Below are 26,222 nucleotides of genomic sequence, written 5' to 3' on the forward strand. Positions count from 1 at the left end.
CATGATTGAAATCATTGGGATTTTGATTCTCGGCTATCTGCTTGGATCGATACCATTTGCGTTACTTGTCGGAAAATGGGGACACGGGATAGATATCCGCCAGCACGGGAGCGGTAACCTAGGAACGACGAATACGTTTCGTGTCTTAGGTAAAAAAGCCGGGATCATCGTCTTGATTGGGGATCTCGGTAAGGGGGCGGTCGCGAGTCTCGCCCCAATTCTGCTCGCGTCAGAACTCCATCCACTCTTTGCCGGTATTGCGGCAGTCATCGGACATATTTATCCGATCTTCGCAAAGTTCAAAGGTGGAAAAGCTGTCGCGACATCAGGTGGGATGTTGCTCGTGACGAGTCCACTCTTATTCTTGATTTTGCTCGTCTCGTTCTTAACGACGCTTCGTTTCAGTCGAATGGTGTCGCTCAGCTCGATTGTCGCGGCAAGCATCGGAATCGTCGCTGCCGTGTCGATCGGCATCGTACAACACGACTGGATCGTTCCGACATTCTTTACCGTGCTTGCTTTGTTCGTCATCTTCAAGCACCGCGATAACATCGGTCGGATTCGTCAAGGGACCGAGTCGAAGATTCCGTTGTTCGATAAAGAAAAGCAATAACAGTCTGACTTTAGTCCACCTTTATTCATGTCATCCGTGAATAAAGGTGGACTTTTTTTGTCTGAGAGACGTGTTAATTCTGAAAAAATGAGGAATTCAACAACAATTCATAGGAAGAACACGTTTTTTTACACCGGATTTACAAGACCTTTACAGACGTTCGGTACACTAGAACTAGTACTCGTTAATGAAGGGGGAAGGTCGTGTGTCGTTACTCGGAGAAGAACGAAAAGGACAAATCATGAAATGGCTTGAAGAAGAAGGGAAAGTCATGACGAAAGATTTAATTGATCGATTGGATGTTTCAGGGGAGACCGTCCGTCGCTACCTGGAGGAACTCGAGCGGGACCGCCAACTCAAACGTGTTTATGGGGGAGCCATCTATCAAGGCGGGAAACCGGAATCGCCGATTTCCCGTCGGACGGATCAATTGTCGCGTCGTCTCGCGCGTTACGCGAAAGGCTGGCTCAGTGAATACTCCTGTATCTTTTTAGGGAAAGGGGAACCCGTTGAGCACTTATTGCCGTACTTAACGGGAACGGCGACGATTGTGACGAACTCGCTGTCGATCGCAAACCATCTGGAACAATGTCGTAAGAATGGACCGTTCAGCGGTGAAATCCGCTTACTTGGCGGAACTGTCGACACCTATGGTCAAACGGTCGGTGTCGAAGTGTTGCAAGCACTTGATTCCTATGCGTTTGATGCCTGTTTCCTTGCATTTGACGGCGCAGAAATCGAACGAGGCTTCGTTAGTGACGACATCGAGTCATCCTTGATTCAAAAAGCCGTCATCGGTTGTACGAAAGACGTCTATGCCTTTTTAGCATGTGACGAGTTTGAGGGAAACCGCAAGTATAAAGTCGCCGAGTTCCGACGGGCTAAAATCGTCCTCAGTCCTTCGACCTATCCACCATCATGGGAGATGAAGTTGTTTAACGAACGGGTGAACTGGACCGTCGTCTCGTGATACACTGATGCGGGAGGGATGTACATGTTAGAAGTAATCGCAGCAACCGTCGAAGAGGCGACGGCTGCAGAACAAGCAGGCGCAGATCGACTCGAGCTCGTATCTGCCTTATCGGAAGGTGGACTGACACCAAGTTACGGATTGATTCGTCAAGTTCTTTCAGCGGTCGAAATCCCGGTCCATGTCCTTGTCCGGCCACATAGTAAGTCATTTGTTTATTCAGAAGCGGATCAGGAAACGATCATCACCGATATCGATCTGATTCGTGAATTAGGGGCTGCCGGCATCGTCGTCGGTTCGTTGACAGCGGATGGACGGATTGATGAAGGATTCCTTGGTCGCGTCATCAAACACAAAGGGGAGCTGTCGCTGACGTTCCACCGGGCCATCGACAGCAGCCGTGATATCCACGAAGCAGCAGAGGTCTTAGCCGACTTCCCGGAAGTCGACCGTATTTTGACGTCGGGTGCCAAAGCAACGGCGCTCGAAGGACAAGCGGTCATCGCGGAACTTGTTGAACGCCACGAGGAATTGACGATTTTACCGGGCTCCGGCATTACCGTCGAAGCAGCAAAAGAGTTATTGGAAACGACGAAAGCGACCGAACTCCACGTCGGCTCAGCAGTTCTCGTCAACGGAAAAGTCGATGCATCAAGAGTGTCGGCTTTGAAATCACTTCTTTAAAGAAACATCGGTTACGAGAGGCGCATCTTCCCTGAATGGGAGGGTGTGCCTCTCCTTTTGTTTGTTGCTGTCGTCCGTCCATCTTTCAGTAGTTTGTCACAACTTTCTCTGAAATCGAAGCACGTCCCTATTTTTTCAAGCGGGACTACGTTAAAATCAAATGGGAAAGTGAAGTGAGAAGGGGTTTATGATGACAAATTCAGCGTACAAAAAAACAGCACTCGCGACATTAAAAGGCAACTGGTTTGTTGGGCTAAGCATTTCAATCGTCTATTTTGCGATTTTTGCCTTAGCGGCCAGTCGAATGTCGTTTGATCAAGAAGACATCGGAAGTATGATGAAGTTCGTTGGCTTGAACATCGTCGTCACGATTATTTTGGCACCGGTCACGGTCGGACGGACGATTTCCTACTTACGGTTCGTTCGAGGAGAAAAAGCCGGCATCGGAACGTTGTTCGAAGGATTCGCTTCGTTGAAATCATATGTCCGGACGATTCTTTCGTACACGGTCGTTACACTGCTCGTCTATGCAGGATCATTTTTGATTTTACCGGCGATCTATTTCTATCTTGTTTACCGACTCGTCCCGTATATTCTCGTCGATCGTCCGGAACTGTCGTTTATTCAAGTATTAGGAGAGAGCCGACGGATGATGCGTGGACAGAAACGACGTTTGATCAAACTCTACATCAGCTTCATCGGTTGGGGAATTCTCGCCTTGTTGAGTACGGTCGGTGTCATCTTCCTGACGCCGTATTTCGATACGACGATGGCGCATTTTTATGAGAAATTAAAAGCAGAACGGCCGACAGCGGCTGAATGATTGGTACGGATGGGTCCTCTGAGAAATCGGAGGACCTTTTGAGTTGGACTGGATTCGGAGTAAACCAACCGTTCGCGCCTTCCTACCTTGCCTCGTCTCACAAAGTGGTACAAATGTACTGCTATTCGCCAGGGAGCAATTCAAGACGGACGGCTCGGTTGAATCGTTCTGTTTTTCAAGAAGGCAAAGATAATATGCTCAGAGGTATGCTGTTTGTGAGTCATGTAATGGTAAATTCGGAGTAAACCGACCGTTCGCGCCTCCTTCCCTTGTCTCGTCTCCCAAGCGGCAGTGATTTGTGCCGCTTCGCTGCGCTGCAGGGTCACAAATGCACTGCTATTCGCTAGGGAGCGATTCAAGACGGACGGCTCGGTTGAATTGTTCTATTTTCAAGAAGCCAAAGATAATATGTTCAGAATCGCTTCGCTTTTCGTGACTCCTACGGGAAAAAGCGCAAGGTCACCTTGCGCTGTCAGAGCCAGGCGAGACCCTGCTCCTTGTTCGTCAGAAGCAAGGAGCAACGGCTTGCGGCTCGCCCGAGGAAAGCACGGGAAGCAAGAAGCGGTTGCCGCAACAAACGGACTTTGCCCTTTATGATTTCTATGTGGAAAGCACGGGAAGCAAGAAGCGGTTGCCGCAACAAACGGACTTTGCCTTTATGATTCCTATGTGAAAAGCACGAGAAGCAAGAAGTAATTGTCACATACGATTTCTCATTAATCGATATCAAGTAATCAAAAAAGGTCCACCCAACTGAATCGGGCGGACCTTTTTGTTACGGTTGCTGCTGCTGTGACTTTTCAGCGAGTAATAAATAGAGTGCTTGTGTACCAGACTCACCGTGCCCCATCGCTGCGAGCTCGTCATACAGTGATTTGACGAGCGCGAGACCCGGTGTCGAAATTCCCATCTCATCCGCCCGTTCAAGTGCCAGACGCATGTCTTTGATGAAATGTTTGACAAAAAATCCTGGTGAATAATTCTCCGCGATGACACGCGGAATCAAGTTCTCGAGTGACCAGCTGCCGGCAGAACCACTTTTAATCGTCTCGACGAACTGCGTCGGGTCGATACCGGAGCGCGTGACAAACAATAACATCTCAGCTGTCCCGATCATTGAACCGGCAATTGCAATCTGGTTTGCGAGTTTCGCCGATTGTCCTTTTCCGGGACCGCCGAATAATGAAATCGAGCGTCCCATCGCCTCAAACAATGGTTTGACGTCAGCGAAAGCCTGTTCTTGACCACCGACAAGAATCGCGAGTGTCCCGTTTTTCGCACCAAGGTCTCCACCTGTGACAGGTGCATCGAGTGAAACGAGCCCGTTTGCTTGTGCCTGCTCCGCGATTTTGACGGCGAGCGCCGGGCTTGATGTCGTCATGTCGATGACGATCGTCCCGGGCGCAGCATTCGCTAAAATTCCGTCTTCACTGAAGTAAATCTGTTCGACGTCTTCCGGGTACCCGACGATTGAAATGACGACGTCTGCGCCGGTGACGGCTTCTTTAATCGTGTCGACGATCGTCGCCCCGTCCTGTTCGAGCGGTAAGCCTTTTTCTTTTGTCCGGTTATAGCCTTTGACGGCAAAACCGGATTTCAGTAAGTTCCGCACCATTCCTTGCCCCATGACACCGAGTCCAATAAATCCTACCGTTTTCGTCATCCGTGATTCCCCCTGATTGCATCGGTCTGACCGATGAATTGTTGCGTTACGAGTTTATTATACAAAACATTCGTCTCGACGAGGGTGTCGTGTGTCCCGATGCCGGAAACCCGTCCGTCCTCAAGAACGATAATTTGATCCGCGTGACGGACTGTCGCCAGGCGGTGAGCGATGACGAACGTCGTCCGTCCGCGCATCAGACGTTCGAGTGCTTCCTGGACGACACGTTCCGATTCTGAGTCAAGGCTTGACGTCGCTTCGTCGAGCAGTAAGAGTTCCGGATCACGCAGCAAGGCACGGGCGATCGCAATTCGTTGCCGTTGTCCACCCGACAGTTTGACCCCGCGTTCGCCGATTTCCGTCATGTAGCCGTGCGGGAACGACTCGATGAAGGCATCGGCATTCGCCATTTCTGCAGCATCGCGGATTTCCTGTTCCGTCACGTCACGGACGAGTCCGTACAGTAAATTATCACGAATCGTTCCCGACAAGACGGGTGAATCCTGGGCGACGTAGCCGATTGCCCGGCGCCAGCTTTCAAGTCGGAACGTCTCGATGCCGTCCGGTCCGAGTGAAATATCTCCTGACGTCGGTTGATAAAACCGCTCGAGCAACGCAAACAACGTCGATTTTCCAGAACCGCTTGGTCCGACGATCGCCGTCGTCTGGCCGTGCGGCAAAGAAAAGGACACGTCATGCAGTAACGTCGTCTCATCATAGCCGAACGAGAGCTGATTGAATTGAACCGCTCCGAACGGACGGGTGACGTCACGCGTTCCTTGTTGCTCCGGCTGTTCTTCGAGCAGTTCCGAAATTCGTTCTGTCGCCCCGCGTGCTTTTTGGAGCTTTGAAATGAATTCGGTCATCGTCACGAGCGGGGTCATGATTTGGAACAAGTAGAGTGAAAAGGCGACGAGCTCACCGGCAGAAATTTGGTTCGTCGAGACCCGGTAAGCACCGAAGCCGATGATGATGATCAGCATCGATGTCAGCGTCACGTTGAACAGCGGTAACAGAATCGCTTGAATCCGACCTTCTTTGACGCCGAAGCCGAAGAGATTCTCAATCTTTTCGTTTCCACGGTCCATTTCGTAAGACTCGGTCGCTTGCGATTTGATGAGCCGGACTTCGCTCAACATCTCGGCGAAGAAGCCGGATAATCCGGCGAGTTCTTTTTGTGTCGCCCGGGAAATCTCATGCAGTTTCCGGACGAGCGGGATGATGATCAGTAACGTCAACGGAACGGCAATCACCATGACAAGCGTCATCTGCCAATCGAGGAAAAATAAAATCGTGATGGCCCCGATGATGGAAACGACGGATGTCAACAGGCGGACGAGCTGCTCCGACAACAACTGTTGTAACGTCGTCGCGTCATTGTTGAGGCGGGAGACGAGCTCCCCTGATTTTGTTTCATCATAAAACGGAACCGGTAGACCGAGGAGATGTTTCCACAGTAATGTCCGCAAGTTGGCGACGATGCGTTGCCCGGCAATCTGGAGCCAGTAAATCGAAAAGGCGTTACTGACGAGTTGGACGAGAAAAACGACGATGAATAAGGAAATCAGTCCGGGTGTCAGCCGATCGACCGAGAAATTATCAATCAGTGATTTCAGAAACCACGGAATCATCAGTGCCGCTAATGCCTGGATGACCGATACGGCGACGGCTGCTGATAGCAGACCGACCGGGGGATTACTTTTTTTGAGAAGATGTAAAAATGATTTGAATGTAGCTTGCTCCATACGGGCACTTCCTTTCCTATCTATTGTCTTGCGAAATCGGACTCGGGTCAACTTATAGCGATTCGCTTGACAGTGTTTCTGTTTCTCGCGGACACTTAGGACAGATAGGTAAACAGAGAGGAAGAGGGAAATGAAAGTATTAGTCGATGCCGATGGGTGTCCGGTCGTTGATTTGACAATCCGGTTAAGCGCCGGGGTGGACGTGTTTTTAGTCTGTGATACAGCGCATGAATTTAACCGGGCGGGGGCGACGACGATTACAATTGGACAAGGTCCGGATGCGGTCGATTATGCAATCGTCAACCGGATTTCACCGGGTGATATCATCGTCACACAAGATTATGGACTGGCGGCACTTGCCTTAGCGCGTAAAGGACGACCGATTGACCAGAATGGACGAATTTTTACAGATGACAATATTGATTTTCTCTTGCATACGCGGCATGTCGGCCAACAAATTCGTCGGGCCGGCGGACGGACGAAGGGACCGAAAAAGCGAACGCGCCTAGAAAACGAGCAATTTGAAGTGTCCTTCCGCTCATTACTGAAGCAAGAAGAATTCAAATGATGTATGCCGGCCTTCTCATACGCGTGGTATAATTTTAGAAACGATTTTTCAGCTAGGAGGAAAAAATTCATTGAAAAAAGTCATGCGGTACCGTCCAACTAAAAAAACACGACCATATCGTTTGAAGAGTGGATCGTTTCCTTCGATCGAGCAAAGTGCGGATGTCACGACGGATCAGCAACAAATCGGTCAGCTGAAACACGACTTGCTCGCAGCCGAAGATAAATTAAGACACCGAAATGAAATCATGGAAACACTCGCGACACAAAACGTCGAGTCTGCGTGCGAGACGCTTCTGTTGAAGCTGCTTCCGCTCATCGGATTGACGCGTGGTGCAATCATTCTCTACCGGCGCGAACAACTCAGTCATGTCGTGACAGAGGCGGTGGAAGAGATGGAGTTGATTGAAAAGGACTTAGATCAATATTCCGTTTTGCGCCGTGCATTCGTGATGCGAAAGTCCGTCCAACTGCCGATTGAAACAGGAGGATATGAGTCCGCGATTCCAATCCAGTCACCGAGTAACAACAGTGTCGTCGGGTTGATTTATTTAAAGCATGAGTTCGAGCAATTTAATTTAGAACAAGTCGGAGACATCTTAGACTTGTCACGCAAGCTCGGGATGACGTTAGAGCGACACCTCTTGTTCCATCAGATGGAGCATGAAAAAATCAAGACGTACCAGTTACTCGATTCGATTCGCGAAGCAGTCCTCTACATCGAGAGTAGTGGCGAACAAATCTATGCCAACCAAGCGTTGCTCGATATGTTCCCGCCAAAACTGTTGAATCAAGCACAAGGATTTCGGCATGCCTACGAGCGGGCGACATCGCTGTTTGAGCACGTCGACCAACCGGATGCGTTGCACGATTATATTGGTCAGCTGATGAACGGTGATATACCGGGTGAAACGATTGAACTGTCAGCCTTTCGAGGCAATCTCTTGCTCAGTGCCTATGCGGAGCGGATTGCGATTGCGAACGTCGAGTGGGGCATGATGCTCGTCTTGCGCGATGTGACGAAAGATAAAGAACTCGACTTGAAGCAAGCTGAATTCGTGTCCATCGTCTCTCATGAACTGCGGACGCCGCTCTCTTCAATCATGGGATTCACAGAATTGTTGATGAAGCGTTCCCTCGACGGACCCCGTCAAAAGAAATACCTTGAGACGATTTATTCCGAGACCGTCCGTTTGTCTGAGCTGATCCACGACATCCTCGAAATTCAAAAGGGTGAAGATTTGACGCAAGGGGCAACGAAAAGAACGATTGATTTAAAGAAACTGCTGATTGAAATGAAAACGATGTTCGAGTTAGCGAGCAGTGAACATACAGTTCGGATGGCGTTCGGTTCAGGGGCGCATCTCTTGATGGCAAGCGAAGAAAAAATGAAGCAATTGTTTACGAACTTAATCATGAATGCGATCAAATACTCACCGAATGGTGGAAACATCGAGATACGTACTGAAGTGACAGCGCAGGACGTCCGAATTGAAGTCGAAGATGAAGGGATCGGTATTCCGGATAAGGCGTTACCGTTCATTTTTGATAAATTCTACCGGGCCGATAACTCGGATACCCGGAAAATTGGCGGGACAGGTCTCGGACTTGCGATTTGTAAAATGATCGTCATGGACCATGGGGGGGCGATTTCTGTTCAGTCAGAAGTTGGTGTCGGAAGTCGCTTCATCGTTGAGTTCCCGATTCATCCGATGTCATGATACGAAAGGAGGCAGCACAATGGATAATTCTCAAAGCCGCTACGAAGCCTTACATCCGCTCGTCGAAGAAATTTTAGAGAAACTCAGTGAAAAAATTGGCGTCAATTCGTTATTTTTCGCACTGAATGATTCAAGTAGCAACTTCATCGTCAAAGCAATCAATCAAGATCAAGAATTGATTGAAGAAGGATCGACGCATGTGTTCAACCACGTCCTTTGTAAACTGGTCATCGATGAGAATGCAGGAAAAATTCAAATCAATGAGTTGTTGACGAGTCCATTGACGGTCGACCATCCCGTCACAAAGGCATTAGGAAACGGGAGCTTTCTTGGCGTCGCAATCAAAAACGCCGACAATGAGAAAATCGGAACGCTTTGTGCTTTTGACGATCGACCATATGACTTCTCAGCGAGCGATTTAGCATTGATTGAACATTACGCTGATATCATCAGCAAATCGATCAGTGTCGAAACATACGTCATTAAAGATGCCTTGACGGATGTGTACAATGAACGGTACATGAACCGTTTGATTTCAAGTGTGACGATTCATCCGGCATTTTTAATGGTCTTGAACCTGGATAACTTTCACGCTGTCAATGCCAAATTCGGATACCGTGTCGGCAACCGGGTTTTACAAGTCCTCGCCGACCGGCTGAAATATGTTCCGATTCCGAATCATGTTGTCGGACGGAAGGACGGCAATGAATTCATCATTCTTGCGCCGCTTGATGAACGAGAGTTTGAACAAACGGGTGCGATGTATGCCGATTACATCATGGCAGCAATCGAGGCGCCGATCGCGGACATCGGATTTGAACCGATTCATTTGACGGCGTCGTCCGGTGTCAGTTTGTTGACGGGGGATTATACGAACCGACAGACGCAAGTCTATGCGGCAGAGGCCTTGATGCAACAAGTGAAGCTCGATGGGAAAAATGGAATGCTGTTCGTCAATCAACAGCGGGAGTTCGAACAGCATCCGTTCGCTTCCGTTCTTGAAGAAGAGTTGACGCATGCGTTAGAACGCGGGCAATTCGAACTGTATTACCAGCGGATTCTTGATATGAAGCGAGGGGTGACCGTTGCGGTCGAGGCCTTATTACGCTGGAATCATCCTGTGCTCGGATTCGTCAGCCCGACTGACTTCATTCCAATTGCAGAACGTATGGGGGTCTTTGGCGACATCGGTCGATTTACGATTCGCCAAGCGATTGCCGATCGCGAACGGTTCGAAGCAGAATTCGACTTACCGGTTTCGGTTGCGGTCAATCTTTCCGCGAGTCAATTCCAGTCGAATCAACTGTTAGAAGAACTCTTGTCCTTTTCGAAGCAAGCAAACTTTAAACAAGATCGTGTCGTCCTCGAGATTCGGGAAGAAGTATTGCAGACGGGACGGAAAAAAGCAATTGAGCGCCTTCAACTGTTACGAAGCGCGGGATACCGCTTGACGGTCGATCATTTCGGTAGCCATTATGCATCGCTCAATTCATTGCTTCATCTACCGGTCCAGGCGGTCAAGCTCGATCCGATCTTCACCCGACGTTTGGCTCAAAATCAGCTCGAACAGTCGATGATTCGTTCGGTCTATGCTTTGACGGAAACATTAAAGATTTCACTTGTCATTCAAGAGGTCGAGACATTATCGCAATACAGGCAGGTAGAAATGCTAGGCGAACGTTTATATGTCCAGGGGCACTATCTGCATCATCCGCAACCGCTCGATAAGTTGATTACGGACTTTGCGAAGAAAATGCAACCTCTTGATGTTTAACGGAAATCGTTCAGGGAATACTCTTAACTGTAGCTTAATTTTGTTAAGGGGGATTTCTCATGAATGAACAACACGATAAAGAAACAGATCCGATTACATCAGGTAATCAGATGACGAACGATGAAATTGCGGGACGTGATAAAGACACGGCACCGGATACTCGCGACAAGCACGATCAAGCAAAAAACCAAAAAGCGGATGCTGAGAAATCAGACGATGCGTCCGAACAACCGGATCTTTCGCATGAAGCAGACGATGACTCTGACGTCGAAGCGAACGAGGAAACGAATCAAGATAACTAAGTGAGCGAACCGTATTCGTTCCACGCACCTAAAAGGCATCCACTCTTTCAGATGAGTCGATGCCTTTTTGAATGCAAATAAAGAGGTAGTCTGGCAAAGACTTCTTTCCGTTCAATCGGGCGGAACGGGACCTCGCTTTTTTACGGCGAGCAGATGGAATGTTGCATTTGCTTCTGCATATTCAGTATATGTGTCAGCGAGCGTTTCCCATTCATGAGGAGAATCAGAAAGAATATTTTTTAATACCTGTTCGCGGTTTGTCCCTTGCAACATGCAATTGACGAAGACTGCGCCTTCGCGCAACTGGTTCAAGATGTTGTTTACGAACGTCGTTTCGTTCTTTAAATCAATTTTATGGAAATGCAGCATCGAGTCTAACAACACGACATCGATCTGTTCGGAAATCGGAAAGGCATAAGCATTGCCGACAATACCTTCGACAACATAGCCCTTTACTGAAGCGTGTTGGTTGAGCTGGGTGATGCCGACGACGGAATGATCGACACCCGTCACGGTATAACCCAACTGTCCGAGTAACAAGGCGTCCCGTCCTTGACCACATCCTAAATCGAGCACGTGTCCCTTCGGTTGATATTCACTGAAAAAAGAGACGAGTCCCGGATAAGGCTGTCCGAAATAATTTTCATCTAAATAATACGTATCGTACGCAACTTTTTTCATGGGAAACCTCCTGTAGGATCATCGTCAAGCATCGCTACTGCTACTCCCCGCATCGCCGTCAAATCCGCCGTCGACCATTCCGCCATCTGTCGCATGCGACGTGTCAGTAATATCGATTGGAAACAGTAAAAAGGGGACTGTTTCCGTCGCCATGTCGTCGATCGTCGGAGCGAGTTGAGCAAACAGTTGTTGCAGTGTCGGATGATTCGCAAGATAGAGCCGGACAGCCGTTAAAAAAAGTAAGTCTTTTCGATGCTTGAAGTGGACATCCGAGCGGAGTTGCTCGACGATTTGGTCGAGTTTTGAAGCATGTTCGGCAGGATCACCGAGTAAGGCGAGCAGACCGTGGAATGCAAGTGGGATGTGAGATTTACGATAACGTGCGCGCGACGCCCGTAATTGGTCGACATACGCCTCGAAATCGTCTGCAGGTAAAAGTGAAAATAGGAGAGCGACGATATAGGTCTGTTGGGCGCGACCAAACGGTTTCTTCAACAGATCGTAAGCATCTTCCACTCGTGCAAGAAGATGCTCGACCTCACCGCGCTTGTAACATTGGAAAAAGAAGAATGATCCGAGTAAAGGGGAGACGATGAAACGGTGTTGTTGTTTGGCGAGTCGGTAAAGGGATAACGTCCGACGTAAGTGAGCATCCGATGGATTAAGCCGGCTGATCAGCAGAGCCGTCGAGAAGGCATTTGCAGGATGCGTCATGCGATGCGTCGCAAAAAAACTTTGAATCGACATCATTTCCGTGATGCGCTCAAACGGGGACGCATCAAAGGCGTGGATTTTCGACGCGAGAAGCAGTGCCTGGGTCTGGTGCGAATGTAAGTGAAGTTCGATGTAATCAGCAGTCTGTTCGAGCGTCGAAAATTCTGTCGCATAATGACCAATCGTTTGATCAAAAGCGAGTTCGATCAAGATAGTGTCTTGGTAGCTAACAAAATACTGTCCTACGTCTTCGAGCTGATGCAAAAAGCGTGTGCTTTCCTCCATCACAGCCCACCCCCATCTCCATTTTCCCTATTTTACCATGAGCACCCGGTAGAAGTTAACCGTCGAGTTGATCAATCATCCGTTCGGCGGCACGTCGATAGAGATTGCTCATATGTGCAAGTGAAAGGATCTGTTGCAACTGATCGATTGGTTCGTTTTCATCAGCCGACGCTTGCTCAGCTTCGAATGTCTCGAGATTTTGTACCGTGTTTTCCAGGTAGCTTGCATAAAAGGCTTCCAGATTGAGCGTCTCGTTTGCGACACCTTGATTCAATTCAGTCAATGTTGCTTTGATGTCATTAATTGAGACGGTTCCTTTCAGTTGATAAATCAAACTGATCAGAATGAGATGATTCTTCGTATACTTTTTATTCGTGACGGGGAAAAAGAGTTTCTTTTTCGCGTAATTGTTAATCATCGTCTTCGTCAAAATCGTTTCGCCTTCTGTCCGCGTCGTTGCTTCAAATGTCCGTTCGAACAATTGAATGACTTGATCCATATATAAGTCGATGTTCGGAATATCGTCTAACTGGAGTTGGCGATCGAGCGGTCGCGATTTGTCGTCATCGTGTGTCATTAAAAAAACCTCCATGAAATTTACAGGTAATGCTTTCTATTTCTCTACTATATGATAAGATATCTATATAACGCCATGTAGTATTGAAAACTACATAACTTTTGGAGGGTAACTTATGAAAACGTATATGCGCGAACCGATTAATGGATTGACTCATCTCGGGGGAGCCGTCTTTGCCTTTGTCGGACTTCTTGCTCTAGTCATCAAGGCCTCACTTGAGCGGGGCGCGGCCATCGCCATCGTCGCAGCCATCATTTTCGGAGTCAGTATGATCGCCCTGTATTCCGTCTCGGCAACTTATCATATGGTACTTGCAAGTGACCGGGCGATCGCGATTTGGCGCCGCCTTGATCACTCGATGATTTATTTATTGATTGCCGGATCCTACGCACCGTTTTGTCTCATCAGTTTGAACGGACCGACCGGTTGGGTATTGTTCTCGATCGTCATGTTGATTGCCGTCTTCGGAATCACATTTAAGTTAGTCTGGTTCAACAGTCCGCGTTGGTTATCGACGACGCTTTATATCGGAATGGGCTGGATCATGGTCTTCGCGATCACGCCGCTTGCCGCAGTTCTGTCGCCAGTCGGAATCGGCTTACTGTTCCTCGGCGGAATCTTTTATACTGTCGGTGGAGTCATTTACGGATTGAAACCAAGCGCATTATCGTTCAAGCACCTTGGTTTCCACGAAATTTTCCACGTCTTTGTCTTACTTGGAAGTCTCGCGCACTTCTGTTGCGTCTATTTCTTCGTCATTTAACGTTCATGAACCGGGTACGACGGAGACGTCGCACCCGGTTTTTTGGTTAAAGGGCGCAGGATTCGGGAAAACTATCAGTGAACTGGAATTAGAGAATGGAGGGTGAACGATGCAAGAACAGGATAAAGCATTGATTGCGCAAGCTGCACTCGCATATGTAAAACCCGGTATGACACTCGGGCTCGGTACGGGTTCGACGACACGCTATTTTATTGATGCTGTAGGAAAAGCAGTGGACGAAGGATTAAAAATCGAAGCGATCGCGACGTCGATTGAGACGGAAGAACAGGGCAAGCGGCTCGGAATACCGATGCGTCAGTTACGTGATGTCGAACAGCTTGATCTCGTCATCGACGGGATTGACCAGATTGATGAACAGTTCCAAGTCATCAAAGGTGGCGGCGGCGCATTGTTCCGGGAAAAGCTCGTCGCGCTGCAAGCACGCGAAGTGTTGTATCTCGCAGACAGCTCGAAGTTCGTCCGTCAGTTGACGGGACCTTTACCGGTCGAAGTCGAACCGTTCGGACGGACACACGTCGAACGACTTCTTGCGGACAAAGGAATTTCCTATACACACCGCGAAACGGCGGGAGAAGCATTCGTGACGGATGGAGGCCATTTGATTTTGGATGTCGCCCTGGATCGTGTCCCGGACGTCGCCCATTTCGTACGGGAATTGAAGTCATGGAGTGGTGTCATCGAAACCGGTTATTTTGAGCGGCAACCGGATCATGTGTTGACTCTAGAATACGGAAATATCAAACTGCTTGCCCACCCAACGCTGCGGAGCGGTGGCGGAATCGTTTGAACTTGACTCAACGTAGTCGGGATAGATAAGTAGTGCATCATTACTCGTTTTTTTAAGGAGGAACAGTCATGAAGCTACGGAAGCGATTTTTATTTGGAGCCGGTGTATTGGCAGGTACAGGACTTGTCATGAAAAAAATAAAATCACGCCGCCCGCCGAGTCATTTGAAGGAGTATTTGGACCACCTCGATCAAGATGAGAGTCAAGATGCGGATAAAGACGAGGATGAAGTAGGATTGACGAAGCTTGATTCGATATACCGATCAGAGTGGCAAGCGAACGGATTCCCGCGTTCGCAACAAGAACTCGATGAATTAGATAAATAAAAAAATGACAGAAGTCCGCTTCCCGGATTTCTGTCATTTTTTTTAGTATGTAAGAGACCCGGCGATGATTAAGCCGATTGATAACGAGAGGAACAATAACAATAAACCAACGGCTTCGTTGTTGGCATCGATTTCCTTCGTCATGCTGAGACGCGGAATGAGCAGATCGGCAAGATAAAACAGGACGATTTGGAAAACGATCGCGAGAGCCCCCCACAAAACCATGTCGAGGATGCTGACAGAGTTTGCGATACTTGAATAAAGCACGATCGCAAGTCCGAGAATCCGTCCGCCGAACGCATAGACGGCTGCTTTTTTACCTTGACGAATCAATTCCATTTCCTTTGATTTCGTCGTCACTTCAAACAGGACAACACCGATTGCGAGCAAGAGCGTCGCTACACCGATATAGGCGAGTGTTGATAAAAACAAGTCACTGAATGCCATACCATTTCCCCCTTAAGAACGTTTCTTGTTGTTGCGGTCTTTTTTTTGCTGAATCGCGACATAGAGTTCAAGTAAGGCACCTACTAAAATCCCGGCGGATACATACAGATAAAAATTATCTCCGATAAATCCAAACAATAAACCGAGGAGAAGACCAATGAAAATGTACGGTCCTTTTGTTAACTTCATATTCTTCACCTGCCTTACTATCAAACGTAGCTGATTTTTTTGATTACGTCCATCCTTAATTGAATCACGTCGTCGTCGCGATCTCTTCTTGTACGGAATGGAGCGTAACTTGGTTTCGACCGGATTGTTTAGAAGCATATAATGCTTGATCGGCATGGCGGACTAAATGATCAATATTTGCAGTCGTCTCTTCAAAGCTTGCGACACCAAAGGATGCCGTCACATGGAGGGTTTGACCGGTCTGTGTCGTGAAAGGAGCAGTTTCAATGCGCACACGCAATTCTTCAGCGAGGGTCAAGACGCGCGTTAAAGCAAGATTTGTGATGATGAGTGAAAATTCTTCACCGCCGTTTCGTGACAGGTAGCCAGTATCTCCGACTCCGTTACGTAACCGTTTTGAGAATTGACGTAACACGTCGTCACCAGCCTCATGCCCGTACGTATCATTGACCGACTTAAAGTGATCGATGTCAATCATGACGAGGGCGACCTGCTGCTCATTGAAGATACTTTGCCGTTTAATGTCCGTTAAGTAATCTGAAAAAGCACGCGAGTTGTGAAGACCCGTCAAAAAGTCGATTTGCGCTTTATGTTGGAACGTCCGTAACGCAAGCTTCGTCATCCGGATGTCTTGGATGATGAGCAAAGTCAACCAGCTACTGACGAAAGACGCAGGGGTGATGACTGACAGGATTTCGACGATTTGACCGGTGTCGCGTAAGACGATTCCTAAAATGACAGCGTGCAGAAGCGTCGCATAAAGCGTCACCGTCATGAAGGTCTTTTTTGAATACAAAGGCATCAGTTTGACAATCAGGGAGATGCCGACAGCGAGACTGATGATGAAAAAACATGCTGCATAAGCTGCAAAATTCGTACTGATGGTAAAGCGGTAAACGATGATGGCGACAGTCACGATGAACGTCGGCAATGGGCCAGCGAAATAGGCGGCGACAATGACCGGGATATGCCGTAAGTCGACTAAAATTCCAGGGGCCGGTTCAATCGTCATCTGCATCAACACAATCGCGAGGACACTCAAACATAGACCATACAAAATACGCAGTGACTGTTTAGAATCCTGTGTAATCGGTTGAGAAGATAATTTTCCGAGTAAGTAAAAACCACTCATTAAAAAAGTGATATTGTGAAGAACATCATAGATGATTGTTTTCATATGTCGCGGACTCCTTTTAAACCAATTATGTCTATTGTACTATAATGCCGACATCGATTTTCAAAAAAATATCATTAGTGCTTCGTCTGATCGTTAAGAAGTGGGCATATGCTCTCATGACTTCAAAAAAATACAGGTGACCTCAACGGTGAACATGAGATGTATGTGTTTATTTGACTAAATGGTTTATTTAATTAGTGAGATAACGCGGGAAAGAAAAAAAGCATTCAGCATGACAAGGAATGGGAGCTTACGATAGAATGGAAAATGGCAAAAGGGGGAGGGCACATGATTACATTACATACGGTCAGTAAAGCATTTTCCAAACAACCCGTTATTCAATCAGTATCCTTAATGATTGAACAGGGTGAGATACATGGCATCATCGGTGCGAGCGGAGCAGGTAAATCGACACTGCTTCGGCTGATGAACCTGCTCGAACGACCGGATGAAGGCGACATTGAGTTTGATGGCATCGATTTGCTTGCTTTACCGCACCATAAATTGCGGGGTGTTCGCCAAGACATCGGGATGATTTTTCAAAACTTTAATTTGATCGCGAATAAGACGGTCGAACAGAATATTTTGGTATCCCTCGAACTCGCGCGCGTGCAGAAGCAGGAGCGTTCCGCGCGGGTTCAGGACTGCCTCCGGTTCGTCGGATTGGAATCCTTTTCTGACAAGTACCCAGCCGAATTGAGCGGCGGTCAGATGCAACGTGTTGCAATTGCCCGTGCGCTTGCCAATCGGCCACGTGTACTTTTATGTGACGAACCAACGTCTTCCCTCGATCCAAGTACGACGTCGGAGATCTTACGGGTTCTTCAAAACATTAATCGGACGCTTGGTGTCACCATCGTGCTCGTCAGCCACGAAATGAACGTGATTCAGAGTATTTGCAATCGCGTCACGATTATGGAGAACGGTCAGATTCGCGATACGGTCGCGACTGAACCTGCAGGTGTTGCCGAAATCACGAGTGATGCGGGTTGGTTCTTAACGCAGTTGACCGAACGGGGGAACGCGGATGCCTGACATATTAATCGAGTACGCAGGGGAAATCAGACTTGCCATCGGACAAACGTTCGTGATGGTAGGGGTCTCGATTTTTGCTGCAGTGCTGATCGGACTGCCGGTCGGAACGTTGCTGTTTTTATCGCGGAAAAATCAGTTACTCGAAAATCGCTTCCTGTTCTCCGGTTTGAATCTGCTAGTCAACACGGTCCGCTCCTTTCCGTTTTTGTTACTTGTCGTCTTTTTGATTCCGTTTACACGGTTGATTATCGGTACAGCCATCGGGACGGCAGCAGCGACCGTTCCACTTGCGATTATCGCGATCGCCCATTATTCCCGGCTCGTCGAACAATCGTTACTTGATGTACCAAAAGGCGTCATCGAAGCAGCGATCTCAATGGGCGCGTCGACACGAGAAGTTGTCGTGAAATTTTTATTCGTTGAGGCCCGGTCCGGACTCGTTCTCGGTCTGACGACATCGATCGTCAGTTTTATCTCCTACTCGACGATCATGGGAGTGGTCGGTGGAGGGGGCATCGGAGATTTTGCCGTACGGTACGGGTATCAGCAATTCCAGACTGAGTTGATGATGTACATGATCCTGATTATGGTCATCCTCGTTCAATTGATTCAATTCATAGGTACGACAGTAGCACGATTGATTGACAAACGTTAAAAGAAAGTAGGAAATGAAATGAAAAAACTGATGATGATGTTGACAATAGTTGTCCTGGCCTTAGCAGGTTGCGGAAATAGTGATGACAGCGATACCGGTTCTACGGAAGAGACAAAAACCTTGAAGGTCGCGTCACTGATTAAACCGATGACGGAAATTCTTGATCTCGTGAAACCACAGTTAAAGGAAGACGGGATTAACCTGGAAGTCGTCGTTCTGAGCGATAACGTTCAGCCAAACAGTGCGCTGGCAGCGAAAGAGGTCGATGCAAACTTCTTCCAACACGTTCCGTATATGGAGGAATTCAATCGGAATAACGATGCGAACCTCGTTCCGATCGAGCCAATCTATTTTGCCAATTACGGTGTCTACTCGAAAGAATATAAATCAATCGATCAACTACCGAAGGGGGCCGTCATCGCGATGGCGAACGACGTCTCGAACATCGACCGTTCGCTGTCGTTACTCGCCCAGCATGACGCGATTAAATTGAAAAAGAAGACAGGATCTTACTATACGATGAAGGACGTCGTTGAGAATAAACAAGATTACAAGTTCAAGGAAGTGGACTTATTGATGCTCGCGCGTCTTTATGATGATGCTGACGCGGTCGTCATGACACCGGCTTATGCAGCACCGCTCGGTCTGACGCCGAAACAGGATGCACTCGTCACGGAAGGCATCGAGAATGACTTTGCGATTACCCTCGTTGCCCGGAAGGACAATCAGGATGCGGAAGCGATTCAGAAGCTTGCGAAAGCGATGACGAGTCCGGAAGTCAAAAAGTTCTTAGAAGAAAATTATGATGAAACGGCGATACCGGCTTTCAACTGATACTCAAACAAAAGTGACTTGTCGGACAATCGCTAGAACTCAGTTAAAAAAATCACCCGCTTCACACGTCCGCTTGGCGTCGTGTAAAGCGGGTGATTTTTTTAAAACGATTGTTGATTAAAGCACAACAGACGGTCTGCCTGATCAACTCAAAACCGCTTCATTGTGCCGTCAATTGTTTTGCATAACCGCTTTGCTCTAAAATATCGCCTGTCGGTAGATGCGTCCATTTTTCAACGGAAGTGTCGGGATTTTTCTGAATGAAGTCGGTCATAATCGTATTTCCGATTGCATAATTCGACCAACCGGGGATCTGCAAATCAGAATTGCCGTTCTGTAAGTCTGAAAATTTGGCGTGATACGTGTTTACTTCATGCAGAACATGCTTAAAGGAATGGTCGAGCAGCGGTTCTGTCCAAGGTGGATTGACATCTGGATAGAGAGCTTTCGCAAATAAGTCCGCTTTTCCTTCCGAAATGATATTATCGGCAATCGATGAAATTCCAAGCTTTTCGAGTAAAACGGTGTGATGGTATTCATGGGCAACTGTATAGGCAAGCATCGATTGATCGACATCACGATCGATATAAAGCACTAACAGATTTTTAGCGAGTGCAATTCCTGTCAGACCACCCATTCGTTTGTTATTCACGGGATTATCTGAATTAATTGGAGCGACTAGAACGACTAAATCGTTTTGGCGGGGTAACTGTTTTGATGCTTGTTGTAACGATTGTTTGATTTGTTGCTGTATCTCGGTTTGATGCTGCTGTAAGTAGGTAACATTTTCTTTTAAGTGTTTGAGATCGTTCATCGGTTGGTCGAGCGGATTATAGACACCAAGCTGTTCCGAAACCTGCTCCTGCTCACGGATACGATCGTTTTCCTTTAAAACGTATTTTTCGAACAGCGCTCCATTTTCAGTCGGAACTTTCAGTGCTGCATCGACATATGACTGATAGGCATCATACAGTGGGATGATCTTAATTGTTTTATCATCTTGCGTGAAGGTAACGTCCGTCGGCTTGGTTTTTTGTGCTTCCGGTTCCTCGGAGCACCCGGCGAGTAAGCTGGCCAAGAAGGCACTCACGATCAATCGTTTCATTCCGATCACATCCTTTCTTTTGGTCTGTGGGAGAACGTTCGAAGAAACCATTTTTTGAAACATTTCTTCTTTTGTTAGCGTATAGTAAGATAATGTAAGAATCAATTTGATTATGGATTTTATTGGATTACACACTAGGAGGGAACCGCGTGCGGAAAAGTTATGAATTCTTTTTGCTTTACAACAAAGAAATGTTCTTCAATAAGTTTGCTTATCTCTATACGCTCGCCGTACCACTCGTCATCATTCTCCTCAATCACTTCGACTGGTTCAAGGATTCCCCGACGTGGACGGTCTTTCAGTCGGCGATGATTCAATTCTTTGCGATCATGATTGTGTTGACTGCAATCAATGGAATTGGCATATCATTACTCAACCAACGGGAGAGCGGCTTTTTGAAGATGTATACGTTTTTGTCCGGGCAAAAATTCCCGGTCATCTTCGGACGTCTCATGTCGCAATGGTTTTTCCTCAGTCTGAACATGTTCGCTGCCAGCCTGATGATGGCGGTTTTGTTTCATCAACCGTTGCTGAAGACCGTGCTGATGACCGGATTGCTTGCGCTCATCATCCCGTTACCGGTCTTTGCCTGTAGCCTGCTGATTGCAGCACTCCCATTGAAGCCGGAGACGATGACACCGCTCGGGACGATTTTAATTTTTGCCGTCTTCATTTTCATCGATGTATTTGAACTGACGGATAATCGATTGCTTGCGTATTTTTCATTCCTGAATCCGGCGAATTTAATCTTGAATGAAGCCCGCTTCCTGACAGGCAGTGTCAGTGACGGGATGATGGGCTTGTCGATTCTGACAGGTATCATGGTTTATTTAGTAGTCGGCTACGTTGCCTATCAGCGGTTGTCGATCACGTCAAAAACAAATCGTTAACGGAAGGGGACGGACAAATGCAACTCGGGACAATCGATTACAGCTATGATGAAAAACGGATGATTTTAGATAAAGCGGATCTTGATCTCGATCCGGAACGGTTGAACGTCGTGATTGGTTTAAACGGATCAGGGAAATCGACGTTGTTTGACGTCGTCGCCGGGGCGCTCCCGGCGGACGGGTTTCATCCGCCGTTTGAACGGGCGGAGATTCTTTATCAGTTGCAGCAGGCACCGCTTCCGCCGATGCTGAAAGGAAAAGATTTAGTCCGGTTGATTTTGAAAAGTGACCGGACGGAGCCGTTCCGTTCGTTATGGGATACATATGTCGCCTCGTTACGCGAACAGGAGCGAAGCCGGTTAGAGCGTCTGCAAGACTTACGGCTCGGTCAGATGTCAGCCGGTGAAAAACGCTGGCTGGTCATCCGGACGGTCTGTCATCTCGATCGTACACTCTACATCTTTGACGAGCCGACGGTCGGGCTCGACCCGGAGTCACGGCGTTTCGTCGTCGAAGCGATCGGTGCGTTACTCGACCGTCAAAAAATCGTATTATTGTCGACGCACATATTGCATGAAGTCGCCCACCTGCCGTGCAAGATGCATTTTCTCCATCATGGAAAAATCGTCTACAGCGGCTCCTATCATGCCTTCGTCGCGCGTTATGAAACCGATAATCCGGATATCGCGTTTGAGCGTTTCTTGTCGGAGCAACCAACCGCCTAAACTAACCTGTTCAAGATGCATTCGAACGCGAGTGTATCTTTTTTTTGCGTTGAATTACTCGAATTTCAAAAAAATGAAATAAAATTTAGTACGGGATTGACAATTTTAAGGAGTATAATGTTATATTGATAGTGAAAATGAGATTCATTATCAATTGAGGAGAGTGAGACATATGTTTATCCAACTGAAAACCATTCGTATTGAGCACGGCTACGCGGAGACAATGATTGAACGATTTGCAGGAGAAGGCATCATCGAACAGCAGCCAGGATTCGTTGATCTGAGCGTTTTGAAAAAAAAGCGGACACGCGGCGATGAGGAAGTCGTGATTTTAATCCGCTGGGAATCCGAAAAGGACTGGAAAGCCTGGGAAACAAGCGATGTCCATCTCGCAGGTCATCGGGAGCGCCGTGGTCAGCCGGCACCGTCCTATATACTCGACAGCAGTCAAGTATATTATGAGATGCTCGGTCAAAAAACGAAAAGTGTGTAACATGTGACCGATTCGTTAAAACCTTGACGAATCGGTCACACTTCATTTACGAAAAAGCAATACGATAAAGTACGGTGCACCGAGAACGGCGATGACGATCCCGACCGGAATATCGGCCGGGGCCAACAGATTTTTTCCGATTAAATCAGCTAACAATACGAGCAGACTACCGACAAGCGCGGCAACCGGAATCAGACTGTAATGGTTCGGACCGACGAGTCGTCTCGCGATATGAGGGGCGAGCAGACCGATAAATGAAATCCCTCCGCCAGCCGCCACGCAGGCTCCAGCAAGAGCCGCAGCCACGAAGAGAATACGTTTACGGGTACGTTCAACCTGAAGTCCTAAGGTTTGTGGCAGTGAACCGCTCAATTGCAATAAGTTCAACGAACGGCTCTGCATAAATGCGAGTGGGATGAAAAGGACGATCCAGGGCGTAAGCATGAAGACGGACGACCAATCTGCCTGCCAGATGCTTCCGGTCAGCCAAACGGTTGCTTGCTGGAAATCTCTTGGATCCATCTTCAACTGAAAAATGATTAAAAGGGCACCGCATAAAGCATTGATTCCGACGCCGACCAACAACAGGCGGGCAGGCTGTAGTGAAGTCGCTCCTGCCAGCCGATAAATCGTCCAGGCGACGAGTATTGCACCGAAAAAAGCGACGAATGGCAAAAGCGGGAGCTGATGTAAAGCGGAGCGAAAATAAAACAGGGTCATGACGACAAACAGCCCGGCACCTGCATTAATCCCGAGAATACCCGGGTCGGCCAAAGCATTGCGTGACATGCCCTGAAGCAGTGTCCCGGAAACAGCAAGACCTGATCCGATCAAGAGAGCCAGCAGCATCCGGGGCAGTCGCAGGTCAATCAAGACTAACCGTTCTGCATCCGTTCCTTGTCCGATTATGGTCCGGCTGATTGAACTGAACGAAACGGGAAGAATGCCGGTTGAGAGGCTGTATAAAAATGTAACGATAAGAAGAACACATAAGCTAAGAAACGTAAAACGTGATTTTTGAAAAGCGCTCCACATATCCATCAGATCGCCAACTCCTTCCGTCGTGCAAGGTAAAGAAAATAAGGAACCCCGATTACGGCCGTAATGGCTCCAAGTGGTGTTTCAAACGGGGGATTGACCATTCGTGCGAGTAAATCGGAGACAATGAGAAGTGTCATTCCGAATAATGCACTGACCGGCAGGAGAAGATAATAATTCGTTCCGACAAGAAAACGACTGATATGTGGAATGACAAGACCGACGAAACCTATGACACCAGCGATGGATACAGCACTCCCGGCAAGCAGGACGATACTGCAAAATCCGAGAACCCGGACTTTCGTTAACGACGATCCAAGACCTGCCGCGACCTCTTCTCCAAGCGAGAGAACGGTCATGCTTCTCGCGATATGTAAGGAAATCGCCATACCGATTAAGACGATGGGAAGAAGAACATGGACATGTTCCCACTTAGAACCGGATAACCCGCCAGCATACCAGAAACTTAAATCTTGGGCAACTTGATGGAACAAAGTGATGCCTGTTGAAAGCGCACCGAAAAATGCACTGAGTGCGGCTCCGGCGACGGTCAACGTGACAGGTGAAAAACGGCCACGTGCAAAAACCGTAATTAGAACGATGAGCCCTGTACCAAGGGCTGCACCGCCAAAAGAGAACATCAGCGAACTGAAGAAGGAATGGGCAGAAACAAAAGCGAGGGAAATCGCGACCCCAAGACCAGCCCCGTGGGTAATGCCGAGCAGGGACGGGTCGGCCAATGCGTTACGGGTCAATCCCTGCATCATCGTTCCTGACAAAGCCAGGGCAATTCCGACAAGTCCTGCGCAGATTAAACGCGGCAGGCGGACTTCTTGAATCAATTGGTGCTGCAGGTTATTGGCATCAAACGAATGGAACGATGCGAGGACTGTATCCGAAGAAACCGGAAAAGCTCCGTAAAAGAGTGATAATCCGCTACATAAGAAAAACAGAAAAAGCGTAATCAAAAGAACGATAGCTGTAGGGTGAGGGCGTGCAGATGCATCCATAATCGTCTCTCCTTTTTAAATGAGAATTATATTCATTATCAACGCGATTAAACTTACATCGAATAGCAAATTTTTGTCAAATGTTTTTTTAGGGAGCAAACACTATGGAAGTGAATTTAAAGCCATTAATCATCCAAAAATACTGGTTGCTGGAAGGGGACCGGCAACCGGTCAATTCGGGCATCATCATTGTTGTTGTCGGCAAGGTGTTTTTATATGACGGCCGCCAACGGCTACAACCGGGTGAAAGCGCCTGGGTCGATCAAACGCAGGAGGTACTGGCAGCTACGAAAGAGAGCAGTCTTGTTTATCATCTTGCCGTAACCGGAGACCGTTGCCCACTTTACCGGCAAAATCCGGAACAACTTCACGCACAGTTGCGAAGAATGAGTACGAGTCCGACGACCGTCAAGGGGATGCTACGCCAACAGCGTCTCGTTTATGAGTTGCTTGAGACATTAAGCCACGAACAGGAAAAACATGTATTCGAACAAGTGACGAAAGAATGGCTAGAACAACTAGGCGATAACCGTCCCGTCAACGAACTGGCAGTAGAGCTCGGGATGTCTGTGCCGACATTTAATCGTCTGTTTAAGGAGCAATATGCCGAAACACCTAAAGCGTACTTAAATCAACTCCGCATTCGAACAGCGAAAGAGTGGATGCTGACGTCGCCGGACATGACGTTGGCACAAATCGCTCAAAAGGTTGGTTTGCAAGATGAATTTTATTTTAGCCGTTTATTTAAAAAGCGGACAGGTTCGTCTCCCACCCATTTTTTGAAGCGTGTTTCACCCCGCATCGGTATCGCCAGCCGTCTTTTATTGCAGGACCACTTGCTGGCGCTTGGTCTGCAACCGATTCTTGCACCAAGTTATCCGACGGAATACGGTGCGAGTGGCCTACCTGTATTTTTAACCGATTTGGAAGGTACACAGTTTTATGACGCCAATCGCCCCGCACCGCGGGAAGTGTTTGAATCGATGCAACTGGATTTGATCATCAAGACACCAGATCTCGATAAACAGCATGATGTCAGCTGGTCGCCGCCAGAACACGTCCTCGAATTGCCCCGCCAGACGTGTTGGAGCGAGTATCTGCGTCTGCTGGCAATCGCAACAGATCGGGAAGAGCGCCTGGAACCGATTATGGAAGAGGTCGACCGGTTGGAACAAACCGTTCGGGAACGGATAGCGTGGCACCGGACGGGGACGTGGGCGGTAGTTTGGGTTCGCCCGGACGAGGTGCGGCTTTATGGAACGGGTCAGCATACGATGCTTGATTTTTTGTTTCACGATGTAGGGATGACAAGTGCGACCGGTTTACCGAAGACGGTTTACCAATCTGTCACATTATCAGAACTGAAAATAATTGAACCGGACAATCTATTGATTTTATGGAGCCAACAGACGGATATCGAACGGATTCAACATGATGCCGCCTGGCAAACGCTCAAAGCAGTCAGCACGCATCGCGTCTTTTGTCCGGACAGTGTTGACTGGGATCCATGGGGACCGCTCGGACGGATTCATATGTTACGCCAATTCCTGATTTACATCGAACAGGACAAACGATTGATTTGTCCATGAAAGTTGACGGGTTCGTCCA

Annotated in this window: 29 protein-coding genes; 18 read left to right on the top strand and 11 right to left on the bottom strand. The window is 48.0% G+C overall.

Annotated elements, in window-relative coordinates; genetic code table 11:
- Position 1: 1 nt before the first annotated feature.
- The 4 genes from plsY (at position 2) to A0126_RS05745 (ending at position 3,090) form a co-directional block, all read left to right on the top strand.
- The gene (gene plsY, locus A0126_RS05730; RefSeq protein ID WP_088836794.1) at positions 2-613 is read left to right on the top strand and encodes a glycerol-3-phosphate 1-O-acyltransferase PlsY; all 612 of its coding nucleotides are present in this window, start codon (positions 2-4) and stop codon (positions 611-613) included.
- A gap of 205 nt (positions 614-818) precedes the next feature.
- Positions 819-1,583 carry a DeoR/GlpR family DNA-binding transcription regulator gene (locus A0126_RS05735; protein ID WP_029333368.1) on the top strand — a complete coding sequence of 255 codons (765 nt, stop codon included), beginning with the start codon at positions 819-821 and terminating at the stop codon, positions 1,581-1,583.
- 24 nt (positions 1,584-1,607) lie between these two features.
- Entirely contained in the window at positions 1,608-2,267 is a 660-nt protein-coding gene (locus tag A0126_RS05740; protein WP_088836795.1) for a copper homeostasis protein CutC, read from the top strand.
- A 190-nt stretch (positions 2,268-2,457) separates the two neighbouring features.
- Positions 2,458-3,090, top strand: a complete 633-nt coding sequence (locus tag A0126_RS05745; protein WP_088836796.1) for a DUF975 family protein — start codon at positions 2,458-2,460, stop codon at positions 3,088-3,090.
- A gap of 775 nt (positions 3,091-3,865) precedes the next feature.
- On the opposite strand, the gene A0126_RS05750 is transcribed toward A0126_RS05745, so the two are convergent.
- Together A0126_RS05750 and A0126_RS05755 are read right to left on the bottom strand one after the other, a co-directional pair.
- The gene (locus A0126_RS05750) at positions 3,866-4,753 is read right to left on the bottom strand and encodes an NAD(P)-dependent oxidoreductase (RefSeq protein WP_088836797.1); all 888 of its coding nucleotides are present in this window, start codon (positions 4,751-4,753) and stop codon (positions 3,866-3,868) included.
- On the bottom strand, positions 4,750-6,498 hold the full coding sequence (locus tag A0126_RS05755; RefSeq protein WP_088836798.1) for an ABC transporter ATP-binding protein: 1,749 nt from the start codon (positions 6,496-6,498) through the stop codon (positions 4,750-4,752). The genes A0126_RS05750 and A0126_RS05755 overlap by 4 nt, the downstream gene beginning before the upstream one ends.
- A 130-nt stretch (positions 6,499-6,628) precedes the next feature.
- Between A0126_RS05755 and A0126_RS05760 the strand changes: the two genes are divergently transcribed.
- The 4 genes from A0126_RS05760 (at position 6,629) to A0126_RS05775 (ending at position 10,862) form a co-directional block, all read left to right on the top strand.
- A complete protein-coding gene (locus A0126_RS05760) occupies positions 6,629-7,066 on the top strand; it encodes a YaiI/YqxD family protein (RefSeq protein ID WP_088836799.1) in 438 nt (145 codons plus the stop codon).
- A gap of 70 nt (positions 7,067-7,136) precedes the next feature.
- Complete coding sequence (locus A0126_RS05765) at positions 7,137-8,786, top strand: sensor histidine kinase (protein WP_239456866.1); 1,650 nt, start codon at positions 7,137-7,139, stop codon at positions 8,784-8,786.
- A gap of 19 nt (positions 8,787-8,805) precedes the next feature.
- On the top strand, positions 8,806-10,560 hold the full coding sequence (locus tag A0126_RS05770; RefSeq protein ID WP_088836800.1) for an EAL domain-containing protein: 1,755 nt from the start codon (positions 8,806-8,808) through the stop codon (positions 10,558-10,560).
- A gap of 59 nt (positions 10,561-10,619) precedes the next feature.
- The gene (locus tag A0126_RS05775) at positions 10,620-10,862 is read left to right on the top strand and encodes a hypothetical protein (protein WP_088836801.1); all 243 of its coding nucleotides are present in this window, start codon (positions 10,620-10,622) and stop codon (positions 10,860-10,862) included.
- A 111-nt stretch (positions 10,863-10,973) separates the two neighbouring features.
- Here the strand turns inward: A0126_RS05775 and A0126_RS05780 are convergent, their stop codons facing one another.
- Genes A0126_RS05780 through A0126_RS05790 form a run of 3 tightly spaced genes read right to left on the bottom strand, consistent with a single transcriptional unit; the run spans position 10,974 to position 13,119 of the window.
- Entirely contained in the window at positions 10,974-11,543 is a 570-nt protein-coding gene (locus A0126_RS05780) for a class I SAM-dependent methyltransferase (RefSeq protein WP_088836802.1), read from the bottom strand.
- Between the two features lie 24 nt (positions 11,544-11,567).
- The gene (locus A0126_RS05785) at positions 11,568-12,542 is read right to left on the bottom strand and encodes a DUF4003 family protein (RefSeq protein WP_088836803.1); all 975 of its coding nucleotides are present in this window, start codon (positions 12,540-12,542) and stop codon (positions 11,568-11,570) included.
- 55 nt (positions 12,543-12,597) lie between these two features.
- On the bottom strand, positions 12,598-13,119 hold the full coding sequence (locus A0126_RS05790) for a DUF1836 domain-containing protein (protein ID WP_088836804.1): 522 nt from the start codon (positions 13,117-13,119) through the stop codon (positions 12,598-12,600).
- 115 nt (positions 13,120-13,234) lie between these two features.
- Here A0126_RS05790 and A0126_RS05795 point away from each other — a divergent pair, with 115 nt between their 5' ends.
- The 3 genes from A0126_RS05795 to A0126_RS05805 all read left to right on the top strand — a co-directional run bounded on the left by A0126_RS05795 (position 13,235) and on the right by A0126_RS05805 (position 15,016).
- The gene (locus A0126_RS05795; RefSeq protein WP_088836805.1) at positions 13,235-13,882 is read left to right on the top strand and encodes a PAQR family membrane homeostasis protein TrhA; all 648 of its coding nucleotides are present in this window, start codon (positions 13,235-13,237) and stop codon (positions 13,880-13,882) included.
- 109 nt (positions 13,883-13,991) lie between these two features.
- The gene (rpiA, locus tag A0126_RS05800) at positions 13,992-14,690 is read left to right on the top strand and encodes a ribose-5-phosphate isomerase RpiA (RefSeq protein WP_088836806.1); all 699 of its coding nucleotides are present in this window, start codon (positions 13,992-13,994) and stop codon (positions 14,688-14,690) included.
- A 68-nt stretch (positions 14,691-14,758) separates the two neighbouring features.
- On the top strand, positions 14,759-15,016 hold the full coding sequence (locus A0126_RS05805) for a hypothetical protein (protein ID WP_088836807.1): 258 nt from the start codon (positions 14,759-14,761) through the stop codon (positions 15,014-15,016).
- A 42-nt stretch (positions 15,017-15,058) separates the two neighbouring features.
- Here A0126_RS05805 and A0126_RS05810 read toward each other — a convergent pair whose 3' ends face one another.
- The 3 genes from A0126_RS05810 to A0126_RS05815 form a co-directional block, all read right to left on the bottom strand.
- Positions 15,059-15,463: a DUF350 domain-containing protein gene (locus A0126_RS05810; protein ID WP_029333388.1), complete on the bottom strand. Its 405-nt coding sequence runs from the start codon at positions 15,461-15,463 to the stop codon at positions 15,059-15,061.
- 12 nt (positions 15,464-15,475) lie between these two features.
- Positions 15,476-15,652, bottom strand: coding sequence for a hypothetical protein (locus tag A0126_RS19390; RefSeq protein WP_167331096.1), 177 nt, complete (start codon positions 15,650-15,652; stop codon positions 15,476-15,478).
- A 64-nt stretch (positions 15,653-15,716) separates the two neighbouring features.
- Positions 15,717-16,829: a GGDEF domain-containing protein gene (locus tag A0126_RS05815; protein ID WP_088836808.1), complete on the bottom strand. Its 1,113-nt coding sequence runs from the start codon at positions 16,827-16,829 to the stop codon at positions 15,717-15,719.
- Positions 16,830-17,117: 288 nt separating this feature from the next.
- Here A0126_RS05815 and A0126_RS05820 point away from each other — a divergent pair, with 288 nt between their 5' ends.
- From A0126_RS05820 to A0126_RS05830, 3 genes are read left to right on the top strand one after another with little or no spacing between them, the layout of a single operon-like run.
- Positions 17,118-17,864 (top strand): methionine ABC transporter ATP-binding protein, encoded by a 747-nt coding sequence (locus A0126_RS05820; RefSeq protein WP_088836809.1) that lies wholly within the window; start codon positions 17,118-17,120, stop codon positions 17,862-17,864.
- Positions 17,857-18,519 (top strand): methionine ABC transporter permease, encoded by a 663-nt coding sequence (locus A0126_RS05825; protein ID WP_088836810.1) that lies wholly within the window; start codon positions 17,857-17,859, stop codon positions 18,517-18,519. Before A0126_RS05820 ends, A0126_RS05825 begins: the two co-directional genes overlap by 8 nt.
- An 18-nt stretch (positions 18,520-18,537) precedes the next feature.
- Positions 18,538-19,353 (top strand): MetQ/NlpA family ABC transporter substrate-binding protein, encoded by an 816-nt coding sequence (locus tag A0126_RS05830; protein ID WP_088836811.1) that lies wholly within the window; start codon positions 18,538-18,540, stop codon positions 19,351-19,353.
- A 160-nt stretch (positions 19,354-19,513) separates the two neighbouring features.
- Here A0126_RS05830 and A0126_RS05835 read toward each other — a convergent pair whose 3' ends face one another.
- The gene (locus A0126_RS05835) at positions 19,514-20,458 is read right to left on the bottom strand and encodes a DUF2268 domain-containing putative Zn-dependent protease (protein ID WP_157898467.1); all 945 of its coding nucleotides are present in this window, start codon (positions 20,456-20,458) and stop codon (positions 19,514-19,516) included.
- A 149-nt stretch (positions 20,459-20,607) separates the two neighbouring features.
- Between A0126_RS05835 and A0126_RS05840 the strand changes: the two genes are divergently transcribed.
- From A0126_RS05840 to A0126_RS05850, 3 genes are all read left to right on the top strand, one after another.
- Entirely contained in the window at positions 20,608-21,348 is a 741-nt protein-coding gene (locus A0126_RS05840) for a hypothetical protein (RefSeq protein WP_088836813.1), read from the top strand.
- Positions 21,349-21,365: 17 nt separating this feature from the next.
- Positions 21,366-22,073: an AAA family ATPase gene (locus A0126_RS05845; RefSeq protein WP_088836814.1), complete on the top strand. Its 708-nt coding sequence runs from the start codon at positions 21,366-21,368 to the stop codon at positions 22,071-22,073.
- Positions 22,074-22,245: 172 nt separating this feature from the next.
- Complete coding sequence (locus A0126_RS05850) at positions 22,246-22,566, top strand: antibiotic biosynthesis monooxygenase (RefSeq protein ID WP_088836815.1); 321 nt, start codon at positions 22,246-22,248, stop codon at positions 22,564-22,566.
- 42 nt (positions 22,567-22,608) lie between these two features.
- On the opposite strand, the gene A0126_RS05855 is transcribed toward A0126_RS05850, so the two are convergent.
- Both A0126_RS05855 and A0126_RS05860 read right to left on the bottom strand, forming a co-directional pair.
- Positions 22,609-23,607 (bottom strand): FecCD family ABC transporter permease, encoded by a 999-nt coding sequence (locus tag A0126_RS05855; RefSeq protein WP_088836816.1) that lies wholly within the window; start codon positions 23,605-23,607, stop codon positions 22,609-22,611.
- Positions 23,607-24,614 carry a FecCD family ABC transporter permease gene (locus A0126_RS05860; RefSeq protein WP_088836817.1) on the bottom strand — a complete coding sequence of 336 codons (1,008 nt, stop codon included), beginning with the start codon at positions 24,612-24,614 and terminating at the stop codon, positions 23,607-23,609. The genes A0126_RS05855 and A0126_RS05860 overlap by 1 nt, the downstream gene beginning before the upstream one ends.
- A gap of 104 nt (positions 24,615-24,718) precedes the next feature.
- Here A0126_RS05860 and A0126_RS05865 point away from each other — a divergent pair, with 104 nt between their 5' ends.
- Complete coding sequence (locus A0126_RS05865; protein ID WP_088836818.1) at positions 24,719-26,203, top strand: helix-turn-helix domain-containing protein; 1,485 nt, start codon at positions 24,719-24,721, stop codon at positions 26,201-26,203.
- The last annotated feature ends 19 nt before the right edge of the window (positions 26,204-26,222 follow it).

The sequence above is a fragment of the Exiguobacterium sp. N4-1P genome, assembly GCF_002214325.1.

Bases quoted from the DNA above. Each gene is read 5' to 3' on its own strand.
- plsY (WP_088836794.1), top strand. From the start codon at position 2: ATGATTGAAATCATTGGGATTTTGATTCTCGGCTATCTGCTTGGATCG.
- A0126_RS05740 (WP_088836795.1), top strand. From the start codon at position 1,608: ATGTTAGAAGTAATCGCAGCAACCGTCGAAGAGGCGACGGCTGCAGAA.
- A0126_RS05745 (WP_088836796.1), top strand. From the start codon at position 2,458: ATGACAAATTCAGCGTACAAAAAAACAGCACTCGCGACATTAAAAGGC.
- A0126_RS05750 (WP_088836797.1), bottom strand. From the start codon at position 4,753: ATGACGAAAACGGTAGGATTTATTGGACTCGGTGTCATGGGGCAAGGA.
- A0126_RS05755 (WP_088836798.1), bottom strand. From the start codon at position 6,498: ATGGAGCAAGCTACATTCAAATCATTTTTACATCTTCTCAAAAAAAGT.
- A0126_RS05760 (WP_088836799.1), top strand. From the start codon at position 6,629: ATGAAAGTATTAGTCGATGCCGATGGGTGTCCGGTCGTTGATTTGACA.
- A0126_RS05770 (WP_088836800.1), top strand. From the start codon at position 8,806: ATGGATAATTCTCAAAGCCGCTACGAAGCCTTACATCCGCTCGTCGAA.
- A0126_RS05775 (WP_088836801.1), top strand. From the start codon at position 10,620: ATGAATGAACAACACGATAAAGAAACAGATCCGATTACATCAGGTAAT.
- A0126_RS05780 (WP_088836802.1), bottom strand. From the start codon at position 11,543: ATGAAAAAAGTTGCGTACGATACGTATTATTTAGATGAAAATTATTTC.
- A0126_RS05785 (WP_088836803.1), bottom strand. From the start codon at position 12,542: ATGGAGGAAAGCACACGCTTTTTGCATCAGCTCGAAGACGTAGGACAG.
- A0126_RS05790 (WP_088836804.1), bottom strand. From the start codon at position 13,119: ATGACACACGATGACGACAAATCGCGACCGCTCGATCGCCAACTCCAG.
- A0126_RS05795 (WP_088836805.1), top strand. From the start codon at position 13,235: ATGAAAACGTATATGCGCGAACCGATTAATGGATTGACTCATCTCGGG.
- rpiA (WP_088836806.1), top strand. From the start codon at position 13,992: ATGCAAGAACAGGATAAAGCATTGATTGCGCAAGCTGCACTCGCATAT.
- A0126_RS05805 (WP_088836807.1), top strand. From the start codon at position 14,759: ATGAAGCTACGGAAGCGATTTTTATTTGGAGCCGGTGTATTGGCAGGT.
- A0126_RS05810 (WP_029333388.1), bottom strand. From the start codon at position 15,463: ATGGCATTCAGTGACTTGTTTTTATCAACACTCGCCTATATCGGTGTA.
- A0126_RS19390 (WP_167331096.1), bottom strand. From the start codon at position 15,652: ATGAAGTTAACAAAAGGACCGTACATTTTCATTGGTCTTCTCCTCGGT.
- A0126_RS05815 (WP_088836808.1), bottom strand. From the start codon at position 16,829: ATGAAAACAATCATCTATGATGTTCTTCACAATATCACTTTTTTAATG.
- A0126_RS05820 (WP_088836809.1), top strand. From the start codon at position 17,118: ATGATTACATTACATACGGTCAGTAAAGCATTTTCCAAACAACCCGTT.
- A0126_RS05825 (WP_088836810.1), top strand. From the start codon at position 17,857: ATGCCTGACATATTAATCGAGTACGCAGGGGAAATCAGACTTGCCATC.
- A0126_RS05830 (WP_088836811.1), top strand. From the start codon at position 18,538: ATGAAAAAACTGATGATGATGTTGACAATAGTTGTCCTGGCCTTAGCA.
- A0126_RS05835 (WP_157898467.1), bottom strand. From the start codon at position 20,458: ATGAAACGATTGATCGTGAGTGCCTTCTTGGCCAGCTTACTCGCCGGG.
- A0126_RS05845 (WP_088836814.1), top strand. From the start codon at position 21,366: ATGCAACTCGGGACAATCGATTACAGCTATGATGAAAAACGGATGATT.
- A0126_RS05850 (WP_088836815.1), top strand. From the start codon at position 22,246: ATGTTTATCCAACTGAAAACCATTCGTATTGAGCACGGCTACGCGGAG.
- A0126_RS05855 (WP_088836816.1), bottom strand. From the start codon at position 23,607: ATGGATATGTGGAGCGCTTTTCAAAAATCACGTTTTACGTTTCTTAGC.
- A0126_RS05860 (WP_088836817.1), bottom strand. From the start codon at position 24,614: ATGGATGCATCTGCACGCCCTCACCCTACAGCTATCGTTCTTTTGATT.
- A0126_RS05865 (WP_088836818.1), top strand. From the start codon at position 24,719: ATGGAAGTGAATTTAAAGCCATTAATCATCCAAAAATACTGGTTGCTG.